The sequence below is a fragment of the Bradyrhizobium sp. USDA3516 genome, from assembly GCF_057651995.1.
On record NZ_JBYGYN010000004.1, the window covers coordinates 522,570 to 542,312 of the forward strand.

Here is a 19,743-nt window from a genome sequence, read left to right on the forward strand (position 1 = left end):
CGGCGGGATGTTGTATCCCGCCGCTCGCGCGCCTTACTACGAAATGTTACTTCGCGCCCTCGGACGGAGCCGGCGTCGCCGGGGCCGGCCTGTTCGGCGCTGCGCCCGTGGTCACGCCCGGCTCGGTGTTGCTGCGCGGCGTCACGTCACGCATGCCGGGAGGTGCGGCTGGATTGGTCGGCTGCGTCTGCGCAGTCTGTGAGGCCGGGGTGTTGCTGGCCTCGTTGGTGGTGCTGGAATTATTCAAGCCGTAGAACACTGCGCCCAGCACCAGGGCGACTGCGACCGCAAACAGCGCGATCTTGCCGCTGGAGGCGGGGCCTTCCCCGAGCTCGGGATCGGCCTGTAGGTCCGCATCCCGGCGCGCCGCGCGAGAGTACTCATCGTCGGCGAGGTTCGGGCGGTACGGATCGTTGGGAAAACGGTCGTCTGCCATCGATTGATCTCCTCGGTTGTGACCCCGGGACAACCCTCAGGTGCGAGATTCTGTTCCGCCTGCTTAATGCTTTCGTCGCATGTTGCCTCGCTGCGGGGAATCGGGAACCTGTGGGAACCCACGCCTGAGTGATGCCACGGAGGAGGGAACACGCGATGTGGAGCCTGCCGCCTACAGATAGCGTGCTGCATTACCTGTCCCTCGTCGCGGTGGCCGCGCAGGGCATGACGGCTGCGCTCGCTGCCGGACGCCGTAGCATGGATTGGCTGGGTGTCTGCTTCCTCGGCTGCATCACCGCGCTGGGCGGCGGCACGTTGCGCGACCTCTTTCTCGGACATTATCCGCTGGCCTGGGTGCAGAACCCGATCTATCTCGCGCTCGCCGGCGGCGCCGCCTTCCTCACCATCCTGTTTGCGCGTCTCGTGCACCGGCTGAAGGTCGCCTTCATCGTGCTGGATGCCATCGGTCTCGTCGTCTTCACCATGACGGGCTGCGACGTGGCCTGGCAGATGGGTGCTTCGCTGCCGATCGTCATCGTCTCGGGCATGGTGACGGGCTGCGCCGGCGGCGTGCTGCGCGACGTGCTCTGCAACGACGTGCCGCTGCTGTTTCGCTCCGAGCTCTATGCCAGCGTCTCGGTGGTGACGGGGTTGTTCTATGCGACCGCGTTCGGTCTCAAGCCCAACGCGGAGCTCTGGACCATTCTGACATTTGTCCTCGGCATCAGCTTCCGCCTGCTGGCGGTGCGCTACAAATGGGAGATGCCGAAATTTGTCTTTACGGGGGACGAGGAGCGGTAGCGGTGATTTCGCCCCGCTCTATCCCCGTCATTGCGAGCGTAGCGAAGCAATCCAGAGATGCGCCCGCGGAAAGGGTCTAGATTGCTTCGTCGCTGCGCTCCTCGCAATGACAAGGAGGCAGCGGTGAGCTACGGCTCCTTCCTCGCCTTCGCCACCTGTGACGGAGTCACCAGCGGGCCCGCATTGCCCCAGGAATTGCGGATATAGTTCGTCACCGCGGCGATCTCGGCGTCGGACAGCTGTTGGGCGTAGGCCGGCATCTCGCCGGTGTTCGGCGCGCGCGGCGTCGTCACAGTGTGGGCGCCGTCGAGGATGATGCGCAAGGTCGAGGACGGATTGTGCGATTGCAGCAGCGCATTGCCCGGCAGCGGCGGGTAGATGCGCGGGCTGCCTGTGCCGTCGGCCTCGTGGCAGGCGACGCAGAGCTTTGCGTAGACCGCCTGGCCGGCCTTCATCTCGGCTGCGTCCGGCGGCGTCACGATGGTCTCGCGCCGGGCCGGCGGCAGGCTCTTCAGATAGGTCGCGATCGCGCGCACGTCGGCATCGCTCATCTTCGAGGTCGAGTTGACGACGACCTCCGCCATCGGCCCGCCGGCGTGGCTTTTGGCGTTGCGCCCGCTTTGCAGGTACTCCGCGATATCAGCCTCGCTCCACGATTTCAGCCCGGTGCGCGCGGCGCCATCGAGCCGCGGTGCGAACCAGCCGCCGACCGCGTTGCCGGACAGCGCCTGCGCGTCCCGGTCGGCGCCGAAATAATTCTTCGGGGTATGACAGGCGCCGCAATGGCCGAGTCCGGTGACCAGGTAGCCGCCTCTGTTCCAGGCCGCGCTCTTGGTCTGGTCCGGCGCGAACAGGCCGGGCTTGAAGTACATCGCGTTCCAGATCCGCATCAGGCCGCGATAGCCGAACGGCCAGCGCAGCTCCGGCGGCTTGTTGCGGCTGGCAATGGGCGCCAGGGTGCTGAGATAGGCGCGGATCGCCAGCGTGTCGTCCTTCGTCATCTTCGTGAAGTAGGGGTAGGGGAACGCCGGGTAATAGTTCGAGCCGTCGGGCGCGATGCCGGTGCGCAAGGCGCGGGTGAAATCGGCGTCCGTCCAGCCGCCGATGCCAGTGTCGCGGTCCGGCGTCAGGTTCGGCGCGTAGATCGCCCCGAATGGCGTGTCGATGCGCTTGCCGCCCGCGAACGGTTTTGCCGGATCGGCAGTGTGACAGCCCGCGCAATCGCCGGCCTCGACCAGCGACTTGCCATAGGCGATCAGCTCGGGCGATGGTCCGGCGGCGCCGGCCGCGCTTGTGACCGTACTTGCAACCGCACTGCACAACGCCAGGCCCACAAGCGCCAGCCCCGTCAGAATCGCCCGCATCGACAGCCTCTCCTGCAACCCATCGACCCTACCCGTGTGAAGGGAAGCGTCGGTTCATTTCGCAACGATGGGGGTATGGTGACACAAACTGAAAATCGCCAACGTGTTTCAGGCCACGAAATTGCGATTTTCACCCGCCCCCTCCTTTGGTTCAGAATTGTGATGCGGAGCATGAAATATCCGACATAGAGTGGCAGAGGTGGTCGGCGCGCCCTAGCTAAAAACAACGGGCAGGCAACGACTTAAAGTCAGCAAGACCTGAACAGGGCGCGAAGCGAGGACAGCATGGGCATCAACCAGGGTCCGATCAGTCTCGATCAAAAGTACACCCAAGAGACCGGGCACGTCTTCACCACGGGCATCCAGGCTCTGGTCCGCTTGCCGATGGCCCAGATTCGGCGCGACCGCGCCAACGGGCTCAACACCGCGGGCTTCATTTCCGGTTATCGCGGCTCGCCGCTCGGCGGTTACGACCAGCAGCTTTTCGCCGCCCGCAAGCACCTCGAGCAGTACAACATCAAGTTCCAGCCGGGGGTGAACGAGGACCTCGCCGCGACCGCGGTGTGGGGCTCCCAGCAGCTCAATCTCTCGCCGGGTGCCAAATACGACGGCGTGGTCGGCATCTGGTATGGCAAGGGTCCGGGCGTCGACCGCTGCGGCGACGTGTTCCGTCACGGCAATGCCGCGGGCTCGGCCAAGAACGGCGGCGTGCTGTGCCTTGCCGGCGACGACCACGGCGCAAAATCCTCCACCGTCCCGCATCAGTCCGATCATGCTTTCATGTCGGCGCTGATGCCGTATCTCTATCCCTCGAGCATCCACGAGATGATCGAGATGGGCCTGCTCGGCATCGCGATGTCGCGCTATTCCGGCTGCTGGGTCGGCATGAAGGTGATCACGGAGACGGTGGAGACCACCGCCGAGATCGATCTCACCGACGAGATGAAGCCGTTCATCATCCCCACCGATTTCGAGCTGCCGTCCGGCGGCCTCAACCTGCGCTGGCCCGACGACCGCTTCGAGCAGGACCGGCGTCTGCAGGACTACAAGGGCTTTGCAGCCATCGCCTTTGCCCGCGCCAACAAGGTCAACCGCGTCACCATGGATTCGCCGAATGCGCGCTTCGGCATCATGGCCTCGGGCAAGAGCTACGAGGACGTGCGCCAGGCGCTGCGCGAGCTCGGCATCACCGAGGAGGTCGCCGCCAGAATCGGCCTTCGACTCTACAAGGTCGGCATGCCCTGGCCGCTCGAGCCGGAAGGCGTGCACGAATTCGCCGTCGGCCTGGAGGAGATCTTCATCGTCGAGGAGCGGCGCGAGATCGTCGAGAACCAGGTCAAGCAGGTGTTGTTCAACTGGCGCGACGATGTCCGCCCGCGCATCGTCGGCAAGATGGATGAGCACGACAAGCGCTTTTTGACCTTCGCCGCCGAGCTCAGCGTGGCCTCGCTCGCGACCTCGCTGACCGAGCGGCTGCTTCGACTTGATCTCAACCCCGAGATCGCTTCGATGCTCCGCGCCAAGGCCGACTGGTTCAACGGCCGCCAGGCGACCCAGATGCAGGCGGTCGCCCCTGTCTCCCGAACCCCGTATTTCTGCTCCGGCTGCCCCCACAACACTTCGACGAAAGTCCCCGAAGGCAGCCGCGCGCTTGCCGGCATCGGCTGCCACTTCATGGCGCTGTGGATGGACCGCTCGACCGAGACGTTCACGCATATGGGCGGCGAGGGCGTGCCTTGGGTCGGTATCGCACCCTTCACCAACGAGAACCACATCTTCGCCAATCTCGGCGACGGCACCTACTTCCACTCGGGTCTTCTTGCCATCCGTCAGGCGGTCGCCTCCAAGTCCAACATCACCTACAAGATCCTTTACAACGACGCCGTGGCCATGACCGGCGGCCAGCGTCATGACGGCGATCTCTCGCCGCAGCAGATCACGTTCCAACTCCACGCCGAAGGCATCCGCGAGATCTATCTGGTCTCGGAAAATCCTGACGCTTATCCCGCCGATACCATCGCGCCCGGGGTGAAGAAGTATCACCGCGACGAGCTCGACAACGTCATGAAGATGTGCCGCGAATACAAGGGCACTTCGGCGATCGTGTTCGTGCAGACCTGCGCCGCCGAGAAGCGCCGCCGCCGCAAGCGCGGCCTGATGGAGGATCCGGCGCGCCGCGTCATGATCAACCCGGCGGTCTGCGAAGGCTGCGGCGATTGCTCGGTGCAGTCGAACTGCATCTCGGTCGAGCCGCTGGAGACCGAGTTCGGCCGCAAGCGCGCCATCAACCAGTCGTCCTGCAACAAGGACTATTCCTGCCTGAAAGGGTTCTGCCCGTCCTTCGTCACCGTCGACGGCGGCAAGCCGCGCCACCGGGCGCCGGCGGAGCTTGCCGAGATCGGCGCGCTGCCCGAGCCGGCCTCACGCCCGACGCTCGACAGGCCCTATAATATCGCCGTCGGTGGCGTCGGCGGCACCGGCGTTCTCACCATCGGCGCGCTGCTCGGCATGGCCGCCCATATCGAGGGCAAGGCCTCGATGATTTTGGACATGTCCGGCCTTGCGCAGAAAGGTGGCGCGGTGCTCAGCCACGTTCGCCTCTCGGATCATCCGGCGGAAGTGACCTGCTCGCGCATCGTCACCGGCACGGCCGATCTCGTGCTTGCCGCCGACGAGGTGGTTGCGGTCGCCAAGGACACCATCTCGCTCTGTGACTCCAGCCGCACCCGCGGCATCATCAACAGCCACGTCATCCCGACCGCCGACTTCGTCCTCAACCGCGACTTCAATTTCCAGACCCGCAAGCTCAACGCGGTGCTGGAGACGGCGCTGCACAAGGACTCCGTCTTCTTCGATTTCACAAAGCCGGCCGAGCAGCTGCTCGGCGATGCCATCGCCACCAACATGATGATGATGGGTTACGCCTATCAGAAGGGTCTGTTCCCGCTATCGGCGGAAGCGATCGAGCAGGCGATCGAGGTCAACGGCGTCTCGATCAAGATGAACAAGGAAGCCTTCCGCCTCGGCCGTCTCGCGGTCGCCGACCCCAAGCGCCTCGCCGACATGCTGAAGGGCGGGGACGAAGTGGTCGCGCCGAAGACGCTTGACGCGATGACGCTGGACGAGGTCATCGAGCACCGCGTCAGGCATCTGACCGCCTACCAGAACGCTCGTCTGGCCAGGCGCTATCGCAAGCTGGTCGACCAGGTGCGCGATGCCGCGGCGAAGGGCGGCTATGGCGATGCACTGCCGCGCGCGGTCGCGGTGAACTACGCCAAGCTCCTCGCCTACAAGGACGAGTACGAAGTCGCGCGCCTCTACACCGACGGCGCCTTCGAGCAGCAGCTCCGCGACCAGTTCGAGGGCGACTTCAAGTTCAACTTCAATCTGGCACCGCCGATTTTGGCGCGCGGCGTTGATGCCCTGGGCCGCCCGAAGAAGCGCGCCTTCGGCCCGTGGATGCTGAAGGTCTTCCGCGTGCTGGCCAAGTTCAAGTTCCTGCGCGGCACGCCGTTCGACATCTTCGGCCGCAGCGCCGACCGCAAGCTCGAGCGCGACCTGATCGCCGGCTACGAAAAGGACGTCGCCACCGTGCTCGGCCTGTTGTCGCCGCTCACGATCGACACCGCCGTCGAGCTGCTCTCGCTCCCCGACCGTATCCGCGGCTACGGGCCGGTGAAGGAGAAGGCGGTGCACGACGCCAAGGCCCGCTACGCCCAGCTCGCCGCGGACCTGGCGAGCCCACCGCCCGCGCCGCGGCAGATCGCAGCGGAGTAGGATGCTCTTGTGAGGTGGGCAAAGGCGCACTTGCGCCGTGCCCACCATCTCTCCAAGTCGAGCCAAAAGACGTGGGCACGCTTCGCTTTGCCCACCCTACGACACCACCCCTAGCGTCGCCCGTCGGGCAAAACACCCACGCCATGGGTCAATCCGCGCGCGCAAAAACATTCCGCTTTACCGAAATTCGGAATTGTCGTATCGGTCCGTCACCTCATCCCTCTAGGAGGGGCGTATCGCGATCGTCACGAAACGCGGGGTGAGCGGCGGTGGACGCGGGCTGCGTCGCGCGAGTCTTTCGCGCGCACGACGGGCGCGGTCTCGCGTACGGCAAAATCGTGTGGTCCTGACGCCCGGGGTCTGTGCGTCAAGTCTTGCGGGTCACTCGCAAGGCGACGGGGGCAATAGTGCATCGCTCCCCGAGGAGAGCGCGACATAAGCCGTAAAGCCACTGCGCAGGGAAGGCCGGATGTTGGGCTTCACCTGTATGCCGCTGTGCATCTGTTCTTCGCGCAATTCGCGCACAGCGGACCGTGGGTGCCCAGCCGGCACCCGGTCTTCCCTGCGCCCTCTGTTTTCCGAGGGAGCAAGACGACAGCAAAGCTCGGGCGACATGCGCCGCGAGGATGCGGGGGTGTGTCTGCGAGCGAGTCTTGAGTCGAAACAACGCCATCAGTGGCAACAAACTCCGTCATTGCGAGCGTAGCGAAGCAATCCAGAACCCTTCCGCGGAGGCACTCTGGATTGCTTCGTCGCAAGGGCTCCTCGCAATGACGACGCGGCGGGCAGGTTCGCTTGCTATCCGGTGCGGATTTCGGATGTGCTCCCCTTGCGCCACCCGCAGCCCTCTCGCCCGGCGGAATATTTCCGCGCTTGCCAATCAGCCCGGTGCGGTTCAGAAAAAAGAACCACGACGAGACGCGAGCGGAGACTGAAGTTTTGACCATCAAGCGCAAGGCCTACATTGCCGGGATCTACGAACACCCGACCCGGCATGCGCCGGACAAATCCACCGCCCAGCTCCACGCCGAGGTCGCCAAGGGCGCGATCGAGGATGCCGGGATCAGCAAGGACGATATCGACGGCTATTTCTGCGCCGGCGATGCGCCCGGCGGCGCCTGGCCGATGGTCGATTATCTCGGCCTGAACACCAGGAAGCTTCGTCACATCGATTCCACCGAGACCGGCGGCTGCTCCTACATCATCCATCTCGGCCATGCCGCCGAGGCGATCGCCGCGGGCAAATGCTCGATCGCGCTCGTGACGCTCGCCGGCAAGCCGCGCACCGGCGCGATGCCGCCGCGCGCAGCCGGCGCCGAGGTCGATTTCGAAACCGCTTACGGGGCGACCACGCACAATGCCTATGGCATGTGTGCCATGCGCCACATGCACGACTATGGCACCACCTCCGAGCAGCTGGCCTGGATCAAGGTCGCGGCCTCGCATCATGCGCAGTACAATCCGCATGCGATGCTCAAGGACGTCGTCACCGTCGAGGACGTCCTGAACTCGCCGATGATCTCCGATCCCCTGCATCGCATGGATTGCTGCGTCGTCTCCGACGGCGGCGGCGCATTGATCGTGACATCGCCGGAGATTGCCAGGAGCCTGAAGAAGCCGCTGGTGCGTCTGATCGGCCATGGCGAGGCCATGAAGGGTCCGCGCGGCGGCAAGGATCTCGATCTCACGTACTCCGCCGGCGTCTGGTCCGGCCCGCGCGCGTTCGAGGAAGCCGGCGTCACGCCGAAGGACATCAAATACGCCTCGATCTATGACAGCTTCACCATCACGGTGCTGATGCAGCTGGAAGATCTCGGCTTCTGCAAGAAGGGCGAGGGCGGCAAGTTCGTCGCCGACGGCAATTTGATCTCGGGCGTCGGTAAGCTGCCGTTCAACACCGACGGCGGCGGCCTCTGCAGCAACCATCCCGTCAACCGCGGCGGCATGACCAAGATCCTCGAGGCCGTCAGGCAGCTGCGCGGCGAGGCGCATCCGAAGGTGCAGGTCAAGAACTGCGATCTCGCCATCGCCCACGGCACCGGCGGTCTGCTCGGCGTCCGCCACGCCGCCTCGACCGCCATTCTGGAGCGCGTGTGATGAGCGAAGTGAAAAAGTATCCGGCACCGGTCACGAACCCCGAGACCGCTGCGTTCTGGGACGCGGCGAAAGAGGGCAAGTTCATGATCAAGCGCTGCACCGCCTGCGGCGAAGCGCATTACTTCCCGCGCTCGATCTGCCCGTTCTGCTACTCCGACAAGACGGTGTGGGAAGAGGCTTCGGGCGAGGGCACGATCTACACCTGGAGCCTGATGCGGAAATCGCCGACCGGCCCTTACGCCATCGGCTACGTCACGCTGAAGGAGGGGCCGTCGGTGCAGACCAATTTCGTCGACTGCGATCTCGAGAAGCTCAAGATCGGCCAGAAGGTGAAGGTGGTGTTCAAGCCGACCGACGGCGCTCCGCTGCCGTTTTTCACGCCGGCCTGACGCGAAGCAAGATGTGACCCTCTCCCCTTGTGGGAGAGGGTGGCAGCCGAAGGCTGCCGGGTGAGGGGTCTCTCTCCACACGAGAAGTGTCACTGCGGAGCCAACCCCTCATCCGAGTGAGTTTGTTGCAAGGGCGGTGCGGCCCTCTCCCACAAGGGGAGAGGGCACATCAACGGGCGCCGCTGCTCGCGGAGAGACCGGGAGGAAGACAGACAACATGTCCGCCAGATATGAAGAGCTCAAAGGCCTGAAAAATCTCGGCCAGAAATACGCCTACACCGATCGCGAAGTCATGCTCTACGCCTACGGCATCGGGCTCGGCGCGGACCCCATGGACGAGAACGACCTCGCCTTCGTCAACGAGGGCACGTACACGCCGCGGCCGCTGAAGGTGGTGCCGACCTTCGCCTCTGTCGCGGCCTGGGGCTCGGGACCCGGCGAGATGAATCTCAACCGCGTCATGGTGGTCGACGGCGAGCGCGACATCACCTTCCACCAGCCGCTGCCGGTTGCCGCCAACATCACCGCCGACTCCTCGGTCCTCGAAGTCTACGACAAGGGCAAGGACAAGGGCGTGGTCATCGTTCACCAGACCGTGCTGAAGAACGAGAAGGGCGAGAAGCTGGCAACGCTGGTCGCTTCGCGCTTTGCCCGCGGCGATGGCGGCTTCGGCGGGCCCAGCCTGACGCAGCCCGATCCGCACAAGATCCCATCGCGCGAGCCCGACAAGACCATCGACATCACCACGCGTCCCGACCAGGCGCTGGTCTATCGCCTCTGCGGCGATCGCAACCCGCTGCACTCCGATCCCGAGTTCGCCAAGAAAGCCGGCTTCCCGCGTCCGATCCTGCACGGCATGTGCACCTACGGCATCACCTGCCGCGGCGTGCTTCAGACCTACGCCGACTACGACGCCAGCGCCTTCCGCCAGCACGTCGCGCGGTTCTCCTCGCCGGTCTATCCCGGCGAGACCGTGACCATGGACCTCTGGAAGGACGGCAACGTGATCTCGTTCGAAGCCAAGGTGAAATCGCGCGGGGTGACGGTGATCAAGAACGGCAAGACGGTGCTGGGTTAGGTGGTCTCGTGCCCCGGACGCAGCGCAGCACGTAGTGATGCGCTGCAGAGCCGGGGCCCAGAGAGAACCCAGGCGAAGAAAGAACTGGGTCCCGGCTCTGCGACGCAGCGTTGCACGCTGCATCGCGTCCGGGACAAGAAAGAATAATAACCAGGGAGACGCCACCATGGGACTACTTGACGGCAAGGTTGCGCTGATCACCGGCGCGGGCGGTGGGCTCGGCGAGGCCTACGCAAAGCTGTTCGCGCGGGAAGGGGCCTCGGTCGTCGTCAACGATCTCGGCGGTCCCCGCGATGGTTCCGGCGCCGACAAGTCCATGGCGCAGCAGGTGGTGGATGCGATCAAGGCCGAGGGCGGCAAGGCGGTCGCCAACGGTGCCGACATCTCCACCATGGAAGGCGGCCAGTCGGTGTTCGACGACGCCATCAAGCACTTCGGCCGCGCCGACATCCTCGTCAACAATGCCGGCATTTTGCGCGACCAGACCTTTCACAAGTCCAGCGAGGCCGACTGGGACAAGGTCATCAAGGTCCATCTGAAGGGTACCTTTTGTTGCACCATGCCGGTGTTTCGCTGGATGCGGGAAAACGGCGGCGGCGTCATCGTCAACACCTCCTCGACGTCAGGGCTGATCGGCAATTTCGGCCAGACCAATTACGGCGCCGCGAAGGGCGGCATCTGGGGCCTGTCCAACGTGCTCGCGATCGAGGGCCGCAAGTACAACATCCGGATCTGGACGCTGGCCCCGGGTGCGCTGACCCGCATGACCGCAGACCTGCCCCGCTATAAGGAGAACCCCGGCGCCGCGCTGGGGCCGGACGGCATCGCGCCGGCCGTGCTATACATGGTCAGCGACTTGTCGGGCGACCAGACCGGCAAGGTGCTGGGCGTGTCCGGGCCCCGCGGCGTGCGCGAGATGCGGATGATGGAGATGGAAGGCTGGAAGCCGCCGCACTCGGGCTGGAACGCCCGGGACATCGTCGATCACGCCAAGGAGATCTTCTTCTCCGAGGAGCAGATCAAGATGGGTGCGCGGCGGTTTTAGCTGAACTGTCGTTCCGGGGCACGCGTAGCGTGAACCCGGAACCTCGAGATTCCGGGTTCGATGCTGCGCATCGCCCCGGAATGACGAATAGAGAGAGACGAGGAACTAGATGAAACTCACCGCCGACGCCAAGGGCACTTTCGCAATCGCGCCGACGCCGTTCCATGACGACGGCCGGATCGACGAGCGCTCGATCGACCGCCTGACCGATTTCTACGAGGAGGTCGGCTGCGACGGCGTCACCGTGCTGGGCATTCTCGGCGAGGCGCCCAAGCTCGACGCCGCCGAGGCCGAGCAGGTGGCGGTTCGCTATGTCAAGCGTGCCAAGAAGATGCAGGTGATCGTCGGAGTCTCCGCGCCGGGCTTTGCCACCATGCGCTCGCTGGCGAGGGCCTCGATGGATGCGGGCGCGGCCGGCGTCATGATCGCGCCGCCGCCCTCGCTTCGCACCGACGACCAGATCATCGGCTATTTCAAGCAGGCGGCGGAAGCCATCGGCCCCGACGTGCCCTGGGTGCTGCAGGACTATCCGCTGACCTTGCAGGTCGTGTTCACCCCCGCCGTGATCCGCAAGATCGTCATGGACAATCCGAACTGCGTGATGCTCAAGCACGAGGACTGGCCGGGCCTGGAGAAGATCTCGACGCTGCGCGGTTTCCAGAAGGACGGCTCGCTCCGTCCGCTGTCGATCCTCTGCGGCAATGGCGGCACCTTCCTCGACTTCGAGATGGAGCGCGGCGCCGATGGCGCCATGACCGGCTACGCCTTCCCGGAGCTGCTGATCGACGTCGTGAACCTCTCCAAGGCCGGCAAGCGCGACGCGGCGCATGACATCTTCGATGCGCACCTGCCGCTGATCCGCTACGAGCAGCAGCCCGGCGTCGGCCTCACCGTGCGCAAATATGTGCTGCAGAAGCGCGGCATCATTGCCTCCAGCGCGCAGCGCAAGCCAGGCGCGACGATGACGGCGACGGCGAAGGCCGAGGTCGACTATCTCTTGTCGCGGGTCGCCCGTTTCGACAAGCGCGCCAATCTCGGCCCGCAATCCAGCGCCGCAGGCTAATTGCATGGCCGAGATATCAGCATCACGCCCGGCCTCGACGATCCTCCTGCTGCGCGACGGCGCGAGCGCCGATGGCAGCAGCCGCGGCGAGATCGAAGTCTTCATGATGGTCCGCCATCATCAGATCGAGTTCAACTCGGGCGCGCTGGTGTTTCCCGGCGGCAGCGTCGATGCCGGCGACAAGGAGATCGTTGTCCGTGCCGGCCTCTATTCGGGCGGCGAGGGCTTGAGCGAAGCGGACCGTGGGTTTCGGATCGCCGCGATCCGCGAGACCTTTGAGGAAAGCGGCATCCTGCTGGCACGCTCGAAAGACACCGGCGCGCCAATCGACGCCAAGCGCGCCGGCGAGATCGCCGATGCGCATCGCGTCGCGCTCAACGAGCACAAGATCAGCTTCCTCGACATTCTCGCCGACAACGGTCTCCAGCTCGCGCTCGACACGCTCGTGCCTTACGCGCACTGGATCACGCCGGAGGGCATGCCGAAGCGGTTCGACACCTGGTTCTTCCTCGCCGCCGCACCGCCCGACCAGCTCGGCGCCCATGACGGACGAGAATCGACCGATTCGATCTGGGTGTCGCCGCGCGAGGCGCTGGAGGGCGGGGAGAGCGGCCGTTTCAAGCTGCCGTTCCCGACCACGCGCAATTTGGTTCGGCTTGCCAAGCAGGGAAGCGTGGCCGCAGCGCTGGAGCACGCCCGGGGCCTGTCGATCGTCACGGTGATGCCGGTGATGACCAAGACCGAAACCGGCCGTCAGCTCCGCATCCCTCGCGAGGCCGGCTATGACGGCGAGGTGTTCGAGGTCGGGGTCGTCGGCTAGTACACTTTGACACGCAACGAAGTGTCGACGAATCCGGCCCGCAGGCCAGCCAGCGTCAAACTGTCGTAAAGCTGAAGCGGGCGGCAGGGCCCGATATTAACGATATTCCGCGTCCCGAGGCATGTTCCCCCCGGGCAGCAATACGTCGTATACTGGACCTCTAGCAGTCCGGTCCTCAAACCACCAATGTCCGCCGAATTGACGCCGTCCCCTGAGAAAAGGCGAACCTTCTCGCTCTCCATCGGCCAGCTCACCTTCGGTAGCTTCCTGTTGGTGCTGGCGGTGATCATCGTCACCTCGACTGCGAGCGTGATCGCGATCCGGCACATCGATACGACCTTCGCCGAGCTGCAGCGGCTGCAGAGCGTCGGCGACCTCGCCGAGGACATCGATCGCCGCATGAACGAACTGCGCCTTGCCGCGCGCGACTTCGTCACGGATCCCGGTGCCGGGATCCAGTTCCAGCAGGTCGGCGAGGCGGCCTCGACGCTCAGCGACATCCTGAAGAAGACCCGCATCGAGCTCGCGCCCGAGCAGCAGGACATGATCGACGGGGTCAGCGAACGGCTCGCGACCTATCGCGCCGGCCTGGAGCGGATCTCTACCCTGATCGACCGCCGCGCCCAGCTGCTCGCCGGACTGCCGCCGCTGCGCGACCAATTCGACGCAGCGGTCGCAGACGCCGCGGACCGCGAGCTGGCGTCGCGCCTGGCCGAGGCTCAGAGCCGGATTGCGGTCGGGCTGCTCGCGCGCAACCCGTCCGCGGCCGAGCAGGCCGCACAGGGAATGCGGGGGCTCGATATCGGCGATACGAAGCTGAAGTCGGCGGTGAACGACTATGCCGAGGCCATCATGGCCGTCGCCGTCCGCGAGCGGCAGATCGCCGACATCGATCGCGAGGTGCTGGGAACGGAAGGCCGGCTGATCGGCCGCGTCACCGAATTGCTGCGCGAGGTCAGCTCCCGACGCGGCCACGTGCTGTCGCGCGACTTCGCCCGGACGCTGACCGAGGCGCGATGGCAGAGCATCGTGCTCGGCACGGTCGGCGTGCTCATCGGCATCGGCGCTGCATGGTTCGTGGTGCGCAGGACGGTGCGTCCGCTCGCCCAGATCGCGCGATCCATTCGCGCGCTCGCCGCCGGCCGGAAAGACGCCTCAATTCCGTCCGCCGACCTCGGCAACGAGATCGGCGATATTGCGCGGGCGGCCGAAGTGTTTCGCCGCGCGCTGGAGGAGGCCGACACCGCGCGCGAGGCGGCGGTGCGCGCGCTCACCGAGCAGCGCCTCGCCGAGGAGAGCTATCGAAAACTGTTCGAAGGCTCCATCGACGGCATCTACGTGACGACGCCGGCCGGTGATCTCCTCAACGCCAATCCCGCGCTGGCGCGCATGATGGGCTATGACAGCCCGCAGCAGCTGATCGACAGCATCAGCGACATCGCTCACACCATCTACGTCCATCCCGAGGCGCGCGCCGAATACCAGCGGCTGATGGCGCGCGACGGCATGGTGCGCGAGTTCGAGTATCAGGTGCGCCAGCGCAGCGGCGACATCCTCTGGCTCTCCGACAGTGCCACGGGCGTGCGAGACGAAGCGGGCAACATTATCCGCTACGAGGGCACGCTGCGCGACATCACCGACCAGAAGCGGGCGGAGGAGGCCATCGCCGAAGGTCGGCGCCTGCTCCAGCAGGTCATCGACACCGTGCCCGCGGTCATCAACGTCAAGGACCGAAACCTGCGCTACGTGCTGATGAACCGCTACATGGCCGGGATCTTCGGCATCGAGCCCGGCGAGGCGCTCGGCCGCACCACGGCCGACCTGATGTCGCGCTACGGCGCATCCAAGTCCGACGAGAGCGACAAGCGGGTGCTCAAGCTTCGAAAAGGCCTCGGCTTCTACGAGGAGGAGTATCAGGACGCCTCCGGCAACATGCGGCAATGGCTGGTCAACAAGTTGCCGCTGCTCGACGCCGAGGGCGAGATCGAGCGGATCGTGACCGTCGCGCTCGATATCGGCGAGCGCAAGCGCGGCGAGCAGGAGATGCGCAAGGCCAAGGAAGCCGCCGAAACCGCGCTGCGCAATCTGCGCGAGACCCAGGCCTCGCTGATCGAGGCGGAGAAGCTGGCCGCGCTCGGGCGCCTGGTCGCCGGCGTCGCCCACGAGGTCAATAATCCCGTCGGCATCAGCCTCACGGTCGCCTCCGCACTGGAGCGCAAGACCGCGATGTTCACCGCCGAAGTCGAGCGCGGCGAGCTGCGCCGCTCCACGCTCAACGACTTCCTCAGCACCAGCCGCGATGCGTCCTCGCAGCTCGTCTCCAATCTCAACCGCGCCGCCGAGCTGATCCAGTCGTTCAAGCAGGTCGCCGCCGACCGCAACTATTCGGATCAGCGTACTTTCGATCTCGGCGACCTCACCGAGCAGGTGGTGATGAGCCTGCGGCCGGGCCTGCGTAAGCACAATCTGACGCTCAACGTCGAGTGTCAGCCGGACCTGACCATGAACAGCTATCCCGGCCCGTATGGCCAGGTGCTGACCAATCTGTTTCTGAACTCGGTGGCGCACGCCTTTCCGGACGGAAGGCCCGGCACGATCGAGATCCAGGTGCGCGAGTCCGGCAAGGACAACGTCGAGATCATCTTCTCCGACAATGGCTGCGGCATGTCGCTCGACGTGCGCCGCCGCGCTTTCGATCCGTTTTTCACAACGCGGCGCGACCAGGGCGGCACCGGTCTCGGGCTGCACATCGTCTACAGCATCGTCACCAATCGGCTCGGTGGCCGGCTCGATCTCGATTCCGAACCGGGTGGCGGCACGCGCATCCAGATGATCCTGCCGCGCGTGGCGCCGCTCGAACAGGCCGCGGAATAATTAGTCGACGTCCGCAAGCTTGTGCAGCGTCGCGCCGAAGATCTGGCTGGCCTTGCCAACCAGCGCAGTGCCGGTCATCTGTCCGCGCGTATCCGTGAACGTGCCGGTGACGCCGATGCCGACCGGGGCAGGGCCGCCGAACAGCGGATTGTCATCGCCCCGAGGTGAGGTGTGCCGTTGCACCAGCACCTCGCCTCTGAAGGTGTTGTTGTCCTTCACCGTGTAGCTGCCGGTGTAATACAGGTAGGCATCGCCGCCGAGAATCTTGCCGTCGCGGAAGAGAATCACGCCGCTGCCCTTGCCGACTCGACCATCGAGCAGGGTGACGTGAATTGAATAGAGGCCGTTCTTCATAACGTCCCGTGGGCCGGCCGCCATCGCCCAATGGCGTAACCGGTACGGCTTTATGCCAAAGCCCATCTCCGCGCGCAACGCGGCAGTTTGCCGGCCGGTCGCCGCGGCCTGCCAGCCGTAGTTGTCCCGGCTTGTCCGTGACACCGTCATGACGCTCTGATGCTGAAGCGAGGCCGACGTTGCGAATCAGAGTTGGCCCGCGAAATGCATAACCATTGTTGCACTGGCCGCGGGGTGCTGGAGCAAGACGAACGTGACCAACTGGATCGATTCCGGCGGCGATGAGCCGCGCTTGTACGGTGCGTGTCCCACGAATTGCAAAAGCGAGCAGCGGCGGACTGGCAATGCGATACGCCGGCGAAACCTGACGAGACTGGTCTACGCCTTGGCTTTGATCGTGCTCGCAGCTCCCTCGGGGCAGGCGCGCGACCGCGGGCAGTTCGCCAACACCAATCCCGAATTGAAGGCCTGGTTCGACAGTCTGCGCAGCGGCAAGGGGCCTTGCTGCTCCGATGCCGACGGTTCGGCGCTCTCGGACTCCGACTGGGACAGCAAGGACGGGCATTATCGCGTTCGCGTCCCGCGCTATGGCCATGCGCTCGATGGCCAGCAGCAGGAGCTCGTCTGGGTCGACGTGCCCGCGGAGGCCGTGATCTCGGAGCCGAACCGGGTGGGACGCACCATGGTCTGGCCGATCTACGGCTACATGGGTGTCACCATCCGCTGCTTTATGCCCGGTAGCATGACTTAGCCTTCGGGCGTGACGTCGTCGCCGGCCGGGCGTCCCGTCGCGTCAGGTGTATTTCTTGTCGCGCTCGAGCAACTCGATCGAGATGCCTTCGGGCCCGCGGATGAAGCAGATGCGTACGCCGGGACGAATGGTCGTCGGCTCGCGCGTGAACGTGACACCCTTGGCCTTGATCTCGGCGGCGACCGCGTCGATGTCCTTCACCGTCAGGCCGAAATGGTCGAGGCCCTGATGCGGGTGCGGAGGTGGCGGGCTGACGCTGTCGCCCTCGAGCGGCGCGATGAAGATCCTGGCCCCGCCGAGGTTCACGTCGATCCGTCCTGGCGCATGCACGATCTCGCCACCAAGGATGTCCCGCAGCCAGGCCGCGGTGGCCTCCGGATCGGGGCTGCGCAGATGGACGTGATCCCAAGCGACGGCGAACGGCATTTCATAATCTCCCAACGGGACTTTTCGATGCTACGGCCCATGCTGGCAGTCTCGCCGGTGGTCACCACCGCCGTTGCCGACTCGCATGACGTTGGGGAACCTTAGTTCGTCGCCGGAATTAAGGTAAGCTGTGACTGAATCCATTTTCGATGGTGCTGCGGCCGCGATCGGTGTGCAACCATGAATGCGAGGCTCGACCGAGTCGGATTGGGGCGCGTCGCCGGCACCAGCGAACGACTGGCGCGGGCCGTGACGATTGCGAGCGTCTCATTTGGCCGGAGTCTTCTATGGCTGCTGGCGGCAATCATCGTCGGTTGCGGCATCTGGATGTTGCTACCTCTCTCCAAGGGCAACAGTGCTGAGCCTGTGAGGGCGGAGCTAGCGGCTGTTGAAGCGCCTCCCACGGGCGACTCCGCCAAAGTGGCCTCGCCGGTGTCCGAAGCTCAGGCGCCGGCGACGGCAGAACTTGGTCGTCTCAGGATTTCATCACAGACCTGGCGTCGCGGCGGCCTCGGCTCCAAAGCCCTGGTGACGTTCACGCTGCGAAACGACAACGACTATGCCGTAAAAGATGTCGAGATCGTCTGTGCGTTCACGCGGCGCGACGGAAGTCATCTGACCGACCGCAGCCGCGTGCTGGCGGAGCCGGTCAGCATGAAGAGCCGCAAGACCTACGTGCGTATCCCAATCGGCGTCGTCAACGTGAATGCCGATCAGGCAAAATGTTCCCTGGTTGCAGCGCGCCGCGCTTGAAGGCGGCCTGTCCCCGGTAGCTGAAAAGTTACCCTCTGCGGTCCTTGGCCAAAAACCATGCATCACCATTTGAACCGAACGGCTGGGCCAGGAACCAATTGGAAGATCGCCTGTTGAGGCGAACAGAGCCCACGCGGGGATGCGGGGGGCGGAGCGCGGCCAATGCCCATCTTTAGGTATTTCATCTTTGTCGGTGGAGCTTTGCTCACACTGCTGTTCGCGGCGAATGTCGTTTTCCCGGCGCCGCCCGCAGCGCACGTAGTCGCGACTGCAGGCAACGACCAGCCGCTGATCCGGATCCGGTCCGATCGCCATCTGCCTGAGCGCGTGGTCCTCGACACCAGTCAGCCGACGATTGCCGCACCCGCGGTTCAGACCGCCGCAGTTGCGGCTCCCCAGCCCCCGGTACAGGAGAGCCTGTCGCCTGCCTTGGCCGAAATATCGGCCAAGACGCGGGTGCGCGAGACCTTCGCCCAATTCACGCCAGAGCCGAGGGCAGGGACCGCGGCCGCCAGGAAGTCCGACGTGGCCCAGCCCCAGACGTTCCAGGCCCAAGCTTCTCCGGTCCAGGCTCAGCCCAAGCGTAAGATCGCCAGGACCTATCCGGCGCCGCAGCCGGGCCGCCCCATGATGCTGGTCGCTCAGCAGCCGCATTTCGGCCTCTTCAACACGACCTGGTGACGGCGCCTTCGGCCCGCCTCGATCGAGGCAGAAGGGCTTTTTATTGGCTGGCCTCTCTGCTAATTCGAACCGATCCGAACCCCGTCGGTGTGCTGGCTCCCCGCCAGCGCCAGCCGGCGGATTTGGCGGCCCGCTGCCCGGGTCGGAGCGCTCGTAGCTCAGCTGGATAGAGCATCGGATTTCGATTCCGAGGGTCGGAGGTTCGAATCCTTCCGAGCGCGCCAATCGTCGTTTGTCCAGCCCGGACACCTAGGTAACAGATCGTACCTGAGACATGGGTGACAACCTCGTGCCGAACGGGTTGTCGAGGGGTTGCAAGGTCTTTTGCTCCAGGTCGAAGTATCCCAGGTCGTAGTGCATGAAGCTGACGAGCCAAATGCCGTCGTCGACTTCCTTGATGCCAAGCTTCTGTCCGGCCAGCACGATGGAGATGTTGATTTTCTTGCGATGCAGGCAAAGGCGGCCGCAGGATGTGATGACGACGTCGCGATCGTGGAAGGGATAGGACAGTTCGGGCAGGCCGTCGTAGTGGCGCGCTGACGCGGTGTAGAGCTCGGCAGGGCACTTCATGTCGAGCGCCTCGTGGGGACGTTCGGTATTGAACTCGTGCAGGAAGCGGTCAAAGCGATCCTGCTGCTGCAGGCTGTTGAAGCCTGGCGGCCGGGTCGCTTCCTTTTTGAGCGTGAGGTGCATGCGCTCATGACGGCCGTTCTGTTGCGGATGGCCGGGCTTGATCCGCTCGATCGCAATGCCGAGCCTGAGCCACCACACCGACAGCTTCGAGAGGTTGAACAAGGCATTGGGACTGGCAAAGGGCACGCCATTGTCGGAGCGGATGGCTAGCGGCAGACCGCGGTCGCGGAACAGCCGCTCGAAGGCGGTAATGGCAGGGTCTTCGCGCGTTGAGTCCAGGGCTTCACAGAGCAGCAGGAAGCGAGAGGCATGGTCGGTGACGGTCAGTGGGTAACAGTACTGGCCATTGCCGAGCTTGAACTCGCCCTTGAAGTCGGCACACCAAAGATCATTGGCCAGCGT

At 64.9% G+C, this 19,743-nt stretch carries 17 protein-coding genes and 1 tRNA gene; 13 read left to right on the forward strand and 5 right to left on the reverse strand.

The genetic code is table 11. From position 1 onward, the window contains the following. Positions 1–46: 46 nt before the first annotated feature. Positions 47–436, reverse strand: coding sequence for a hypothetical protein (locus tag AC24YW_RS16960; RefSeq protein ID WP_487483783.1), 390 nt, complete (start codon positions 434–436; stop codon positions 47–49). Positions 437–591: 155 nt separating this feature from the next. Between AC24YW_RS16960 and AC24YW_RS16965 the strand changes: the two genes are divergently transcribed. Beyond that, positions 592–1,236, forward strand: a complete 645-nt coding sequence (locus AC24YW_RS16965) for a trimeric intracellular cation channel family protein (RefSeq protein ID WP_487483784.1) — start codon at positions 592–594, stop codon at positions 1,234–1,236. A gap of 128 nt (positions 1,237–1,364) precedes the next feature. Here AC24YW_RS16965 and AC24YW_RS16970 read toward each other — a convergent pair whose 3' ends face one another. Beyond that, positions 1,365–2,600 carry a c-type cytochrome gene (locus AC24YW_RS16970; RefSeq protein WP_487483785.1) on the reverse strand — a complete coding sequence of 412 codons (1,236 nt, stop codon included), beginning with the start codon at positions 2,598–2,600 and terminating at the stop codon, positions 1,365–1,367. Between the two features lie 285 nt (positions 2,601–2,885). On the opposite strand from AC24YW_RS16970, the gene AC24YW_RS16975 reads away from it, so the two are divergent. From AC24YW_RS16975 to AC24YW_RS17010, 8 genes are all read left to right on the forward strand, one after another. Further along, positions 2,886–6,377: an indolepyruvate ferredoxin oxidoreductase family protein gene (locus AC24YW_RS16975; RefSeq protein ID WP_487483786.1), complete on the forward strand. Its 3,492-nt coding sequence runs from the start codon at positions 2,886–2,888 to the stop codon at positions 6,375–6,377. Between the two features lie 939 nt (positions 6,378–7,316). Continuing rightward, positions 7,317–8,474, forward strand: coding sequence for a thiolase domain-containing protein (locus AC24YW_RS16980; RefSeq protein ID WP_487483787.1), 1,158 nt, complete (start codon positions 7,317–7,319; stop codon positions 8,472–8,474). After that, positions 8,474–8,863, forward strand: a complete 390-nt coding sequence (locus AC24YW_RS16985; protein ID WP_487483788.1) for a Zn-ribbon domain-containing OB-fold protein — start codon at positions 8,474–8,476, stop codon at positions 8,861–8,863. The genes AC24YW_RS16980 and AC24YW_RS16985 overlap by 1 nt, the downstream gene beginning before the upstream one ends. 217 nt (positions 8,864–9,080) lie before the next feature. Beyond that, entirely contained in the window at positions 9,081–9,941 is an 861-nt protein-coding gene (locus AC24YW_RS16990; RefSeq protein WP_487483789.1) for a MaoC family dehydratase, read from the forward strand. Positions 9,942–10,107: 166 nt separating this feature from the next. After that, complete coding sequence (locus AC24YW_RS16995) at positions 10,108–10,986, forward strand: SDR family oxidoreductase (protein WP_487483790.1); 879 nt, start codon at positions 10,108–10,110, stop codon at positions 10,984–10,986. Between the two features lie 109 nt (positions 10,987–11,095). After that, entirely contained in the window at positions 11,096–12,049 is a 954-nt protein-coding gene (locus AC24YW_RS17000; protein WP_260371123.1) for a dihydrodipicolinate synthase family protein, read from the forward strand. A 4-nt stretch (positions 12,050–12,053) separates the two neighbouring features. Next, on the forward strand, positions 12,054–12,869 hold the full coding sequence (locus AC24YW_RS17005) for an NUDIX hydrolase (RefSeq protein ID WP_487483791.1): 816 nt from the start codon (positions 12,054–12,056) through the stop codon (positions 12,867–12,869). Positions 12,870–13,055: 186 nt separating this feature from the next. Then, the gene (locus AC24YW_RS17010) at positions 13,056–15,743 is read left to right on the forward strand and encodes a PAS domain S-box protein (protein WP_487483792.1); all 2,688 of its coding nucleotides are present in this window, start codon (positions 13,056–13,058) and stop codon (positions 15,741–15,743) included. Here AC24YW_RS17010 and AC24YW_RS17015 read toward each other — a convergent pair whose 3' ends face one another. Beyond that, positions 15,744–16,097 (reverse strand): GrlR family regulatory protein, encoded by a 354-nt coding sequence (locus AC24YW_RS17015; RefSeq protein WP_487483809.1) that lies wholly within the window; start codon positions 16,095–16,097, stop codon positions 15,744–15,746. 253 nt (positions 16,098–16,350) lie between these two features. Between AC24YW_RS17015 and AC24YW_RS17020 the strand changes: the two genes are divergently transcribed. Further along, positions 16,351–16,848: a hypothetical protein gene (locus AC24YW_RS17020; RefSeq protein ID WP_487483793.1), complete on the forward strand. Its 498-nt coding sequence runs from the start codon at positions 16,351–16,353 to the stop codon at positions 16,846–16,848. A 42-nt stretch (positions 16,849–16,890) separates the two neighbouring features. Here AC24YW_RS17020 and AC24YW_RS17025 read toward each other — a convergent pair whose 3' ends face one another. Further along, positions 16,891–17,274, reverse strand: coding sequence for a VOC family protein (locus AC24YW_RS17025; RefSeq protein WP_487483794.1), 384 nt, complete (start codon positions 17,272–17,274; stop codon positions 16,891–16,893). Between the two features lie 180 nt (positions 17,275–17,454). On the opposite strand from AC24YW_RS17025, the gene AC24YW_RS17030 reads away from it, so the two are divergent. The 3 genes from AC24YW_RS17030 to AC24YW_RS17040 all read left to right on the forward strand — a co-directional run bounded on the left by AC24YW_RS17030 (position 17,455) and on the right by AC24YW_RS17040 (position 18,932). Then, positions 17,455–18,027: a hypothetical protein gene (locus tag AC24YW_RS17030; protein ID WP_487483795.1), complete on the forward strand. Its 573-nt coding sequence runs from the start codon at positions 17,455–17,457 to the stop codon at positions 18,025–18,027. A gap of 162 nt (positions 18,028–18,189) precedes the next feature. Beyond that, positions 18,190–18,708, forward strand: coding sequence for a hypothetical protein (locus AC24YW_RS17035; protein WP_487483796.1), 519 nt, complete (start codon positions 18,190–18,192; stop codon positions 18,706–18,708). A 147-nt stretch (positions 18,709–18,855) separates the two neighbouring features. Then, positions 18,856–18,932: transfer RNA gene (locus AC24YW_RS17040), tRNA-Arg, on the forward strand. Positions 18,933–18,957: 25 nt separating this feature from the next. Here the strand turns inward: AC24YW_RS17040 and AC24YW_RS17045 are convergent. Then, a partial coding sequence (locus AC24YW_RS17045) for an integrase core domain-containing protein (protein ID WP_487483797.1) occupies positions 18,958–19,743 on the reverse strand: 786 nt, incomplete at its 5' end.

Coding starts and splice junctions, on each gene's coding strand:
- AC24YW_RS16960 (WP_487483783.1), bottom strand. CDS start 436: ATGGCAGACGACCGTTTTCCCAACGATCCGTACCGCCCGAACCTCGCC.
- AC24YW_RS16965 (WP_487483784.1), top strand. CDS start 592: ATGTGGAGCCTGCCGCCTACAGATAGCGTGCTGCATTACCTGTCCCTC.
- AC24YW_RS16970 (WP_487483785.1), bottom strand. CDS start 2,600: ATGCGGGCGATTCTGACGGGGCTGGCGCTTGTGGGCCTGGCGTTGTGC.
- AC24YW_RS16975 (WP_487483786.1), top strand. CDS start 2,886: ATGGGCATCAACCAGGGTCCGATCAGTCTCGATCAAAAGTACACCCAA.
- AC24YW_RS16985 (WP_487483788.1), top strand. CDS start 8,474: ATGAGCGAAGTGAAAAAGTATCCGGCACCGGTCACGAACCCCGAGACC.
- AC24YW_RS16990 (WP_487483789.1), top strand. CDS start 9,081: ATGTCCGCCAGATATGAAGAGCTCAAAGGCCTGAAAAATCTCGGCCAG.
- AC24YW_RS16995 (WP_487483790.1), top strand. CDS start 10,108: ATGGGACTACTTGACGGCAAGGTTGCGCTGATCACCGGCGCGGGCGGT.
- AC24YW_RS17000 (WP_260371123.1), top strand. CDS start 11,096: ATGAAACTCACCGCCGACGCCAAGGGCACTTTCGCAATCGCGCCGACG.
- AC24YW_RS17005 (WP_487483791.1), top strand. CDS start 12,054: ATGGCCGAGATATCAGCATCACGCCCGGCCTCGACGATCCTCCTGCTG.
- AC24YW_RS17010 (WP_487483792.1), top strand. CDS start 13,056: ATGTCCGCCGAATTGACGCCGTCCCCTGAGAAAAGGCGAACCTTCTCG.
- AC24YW_RS17015 (WP_487483809.1), bottom strand. CDS start 16,097: ATGAAGAACGGCCTCTATTCAATTCACGTCACCCTGCTCGATGGTCGA.
- AC24YW_RS17025 (WP_487483794.1), bottom strand. CDS start 17,274: ATGCCGTTCGCCGTCGCTTGGGATCACGTCCATCTGCGCAGCCCCGAT.
- AC24YW_RS17030 (WP_487483795.1), top strand. CDS start 17,455: ATGAATGCGAGGCTCGACCGAGTCGGATTGGGGCGCGTCGCCGGCACC.
- AC24YW_RS17035 (WP_487483796.1), top strand. CDS start 18,190: ATGCCCATCTTTAGGTATTTCATCTTTGTCGGTGGAGCTTTGCTCACA.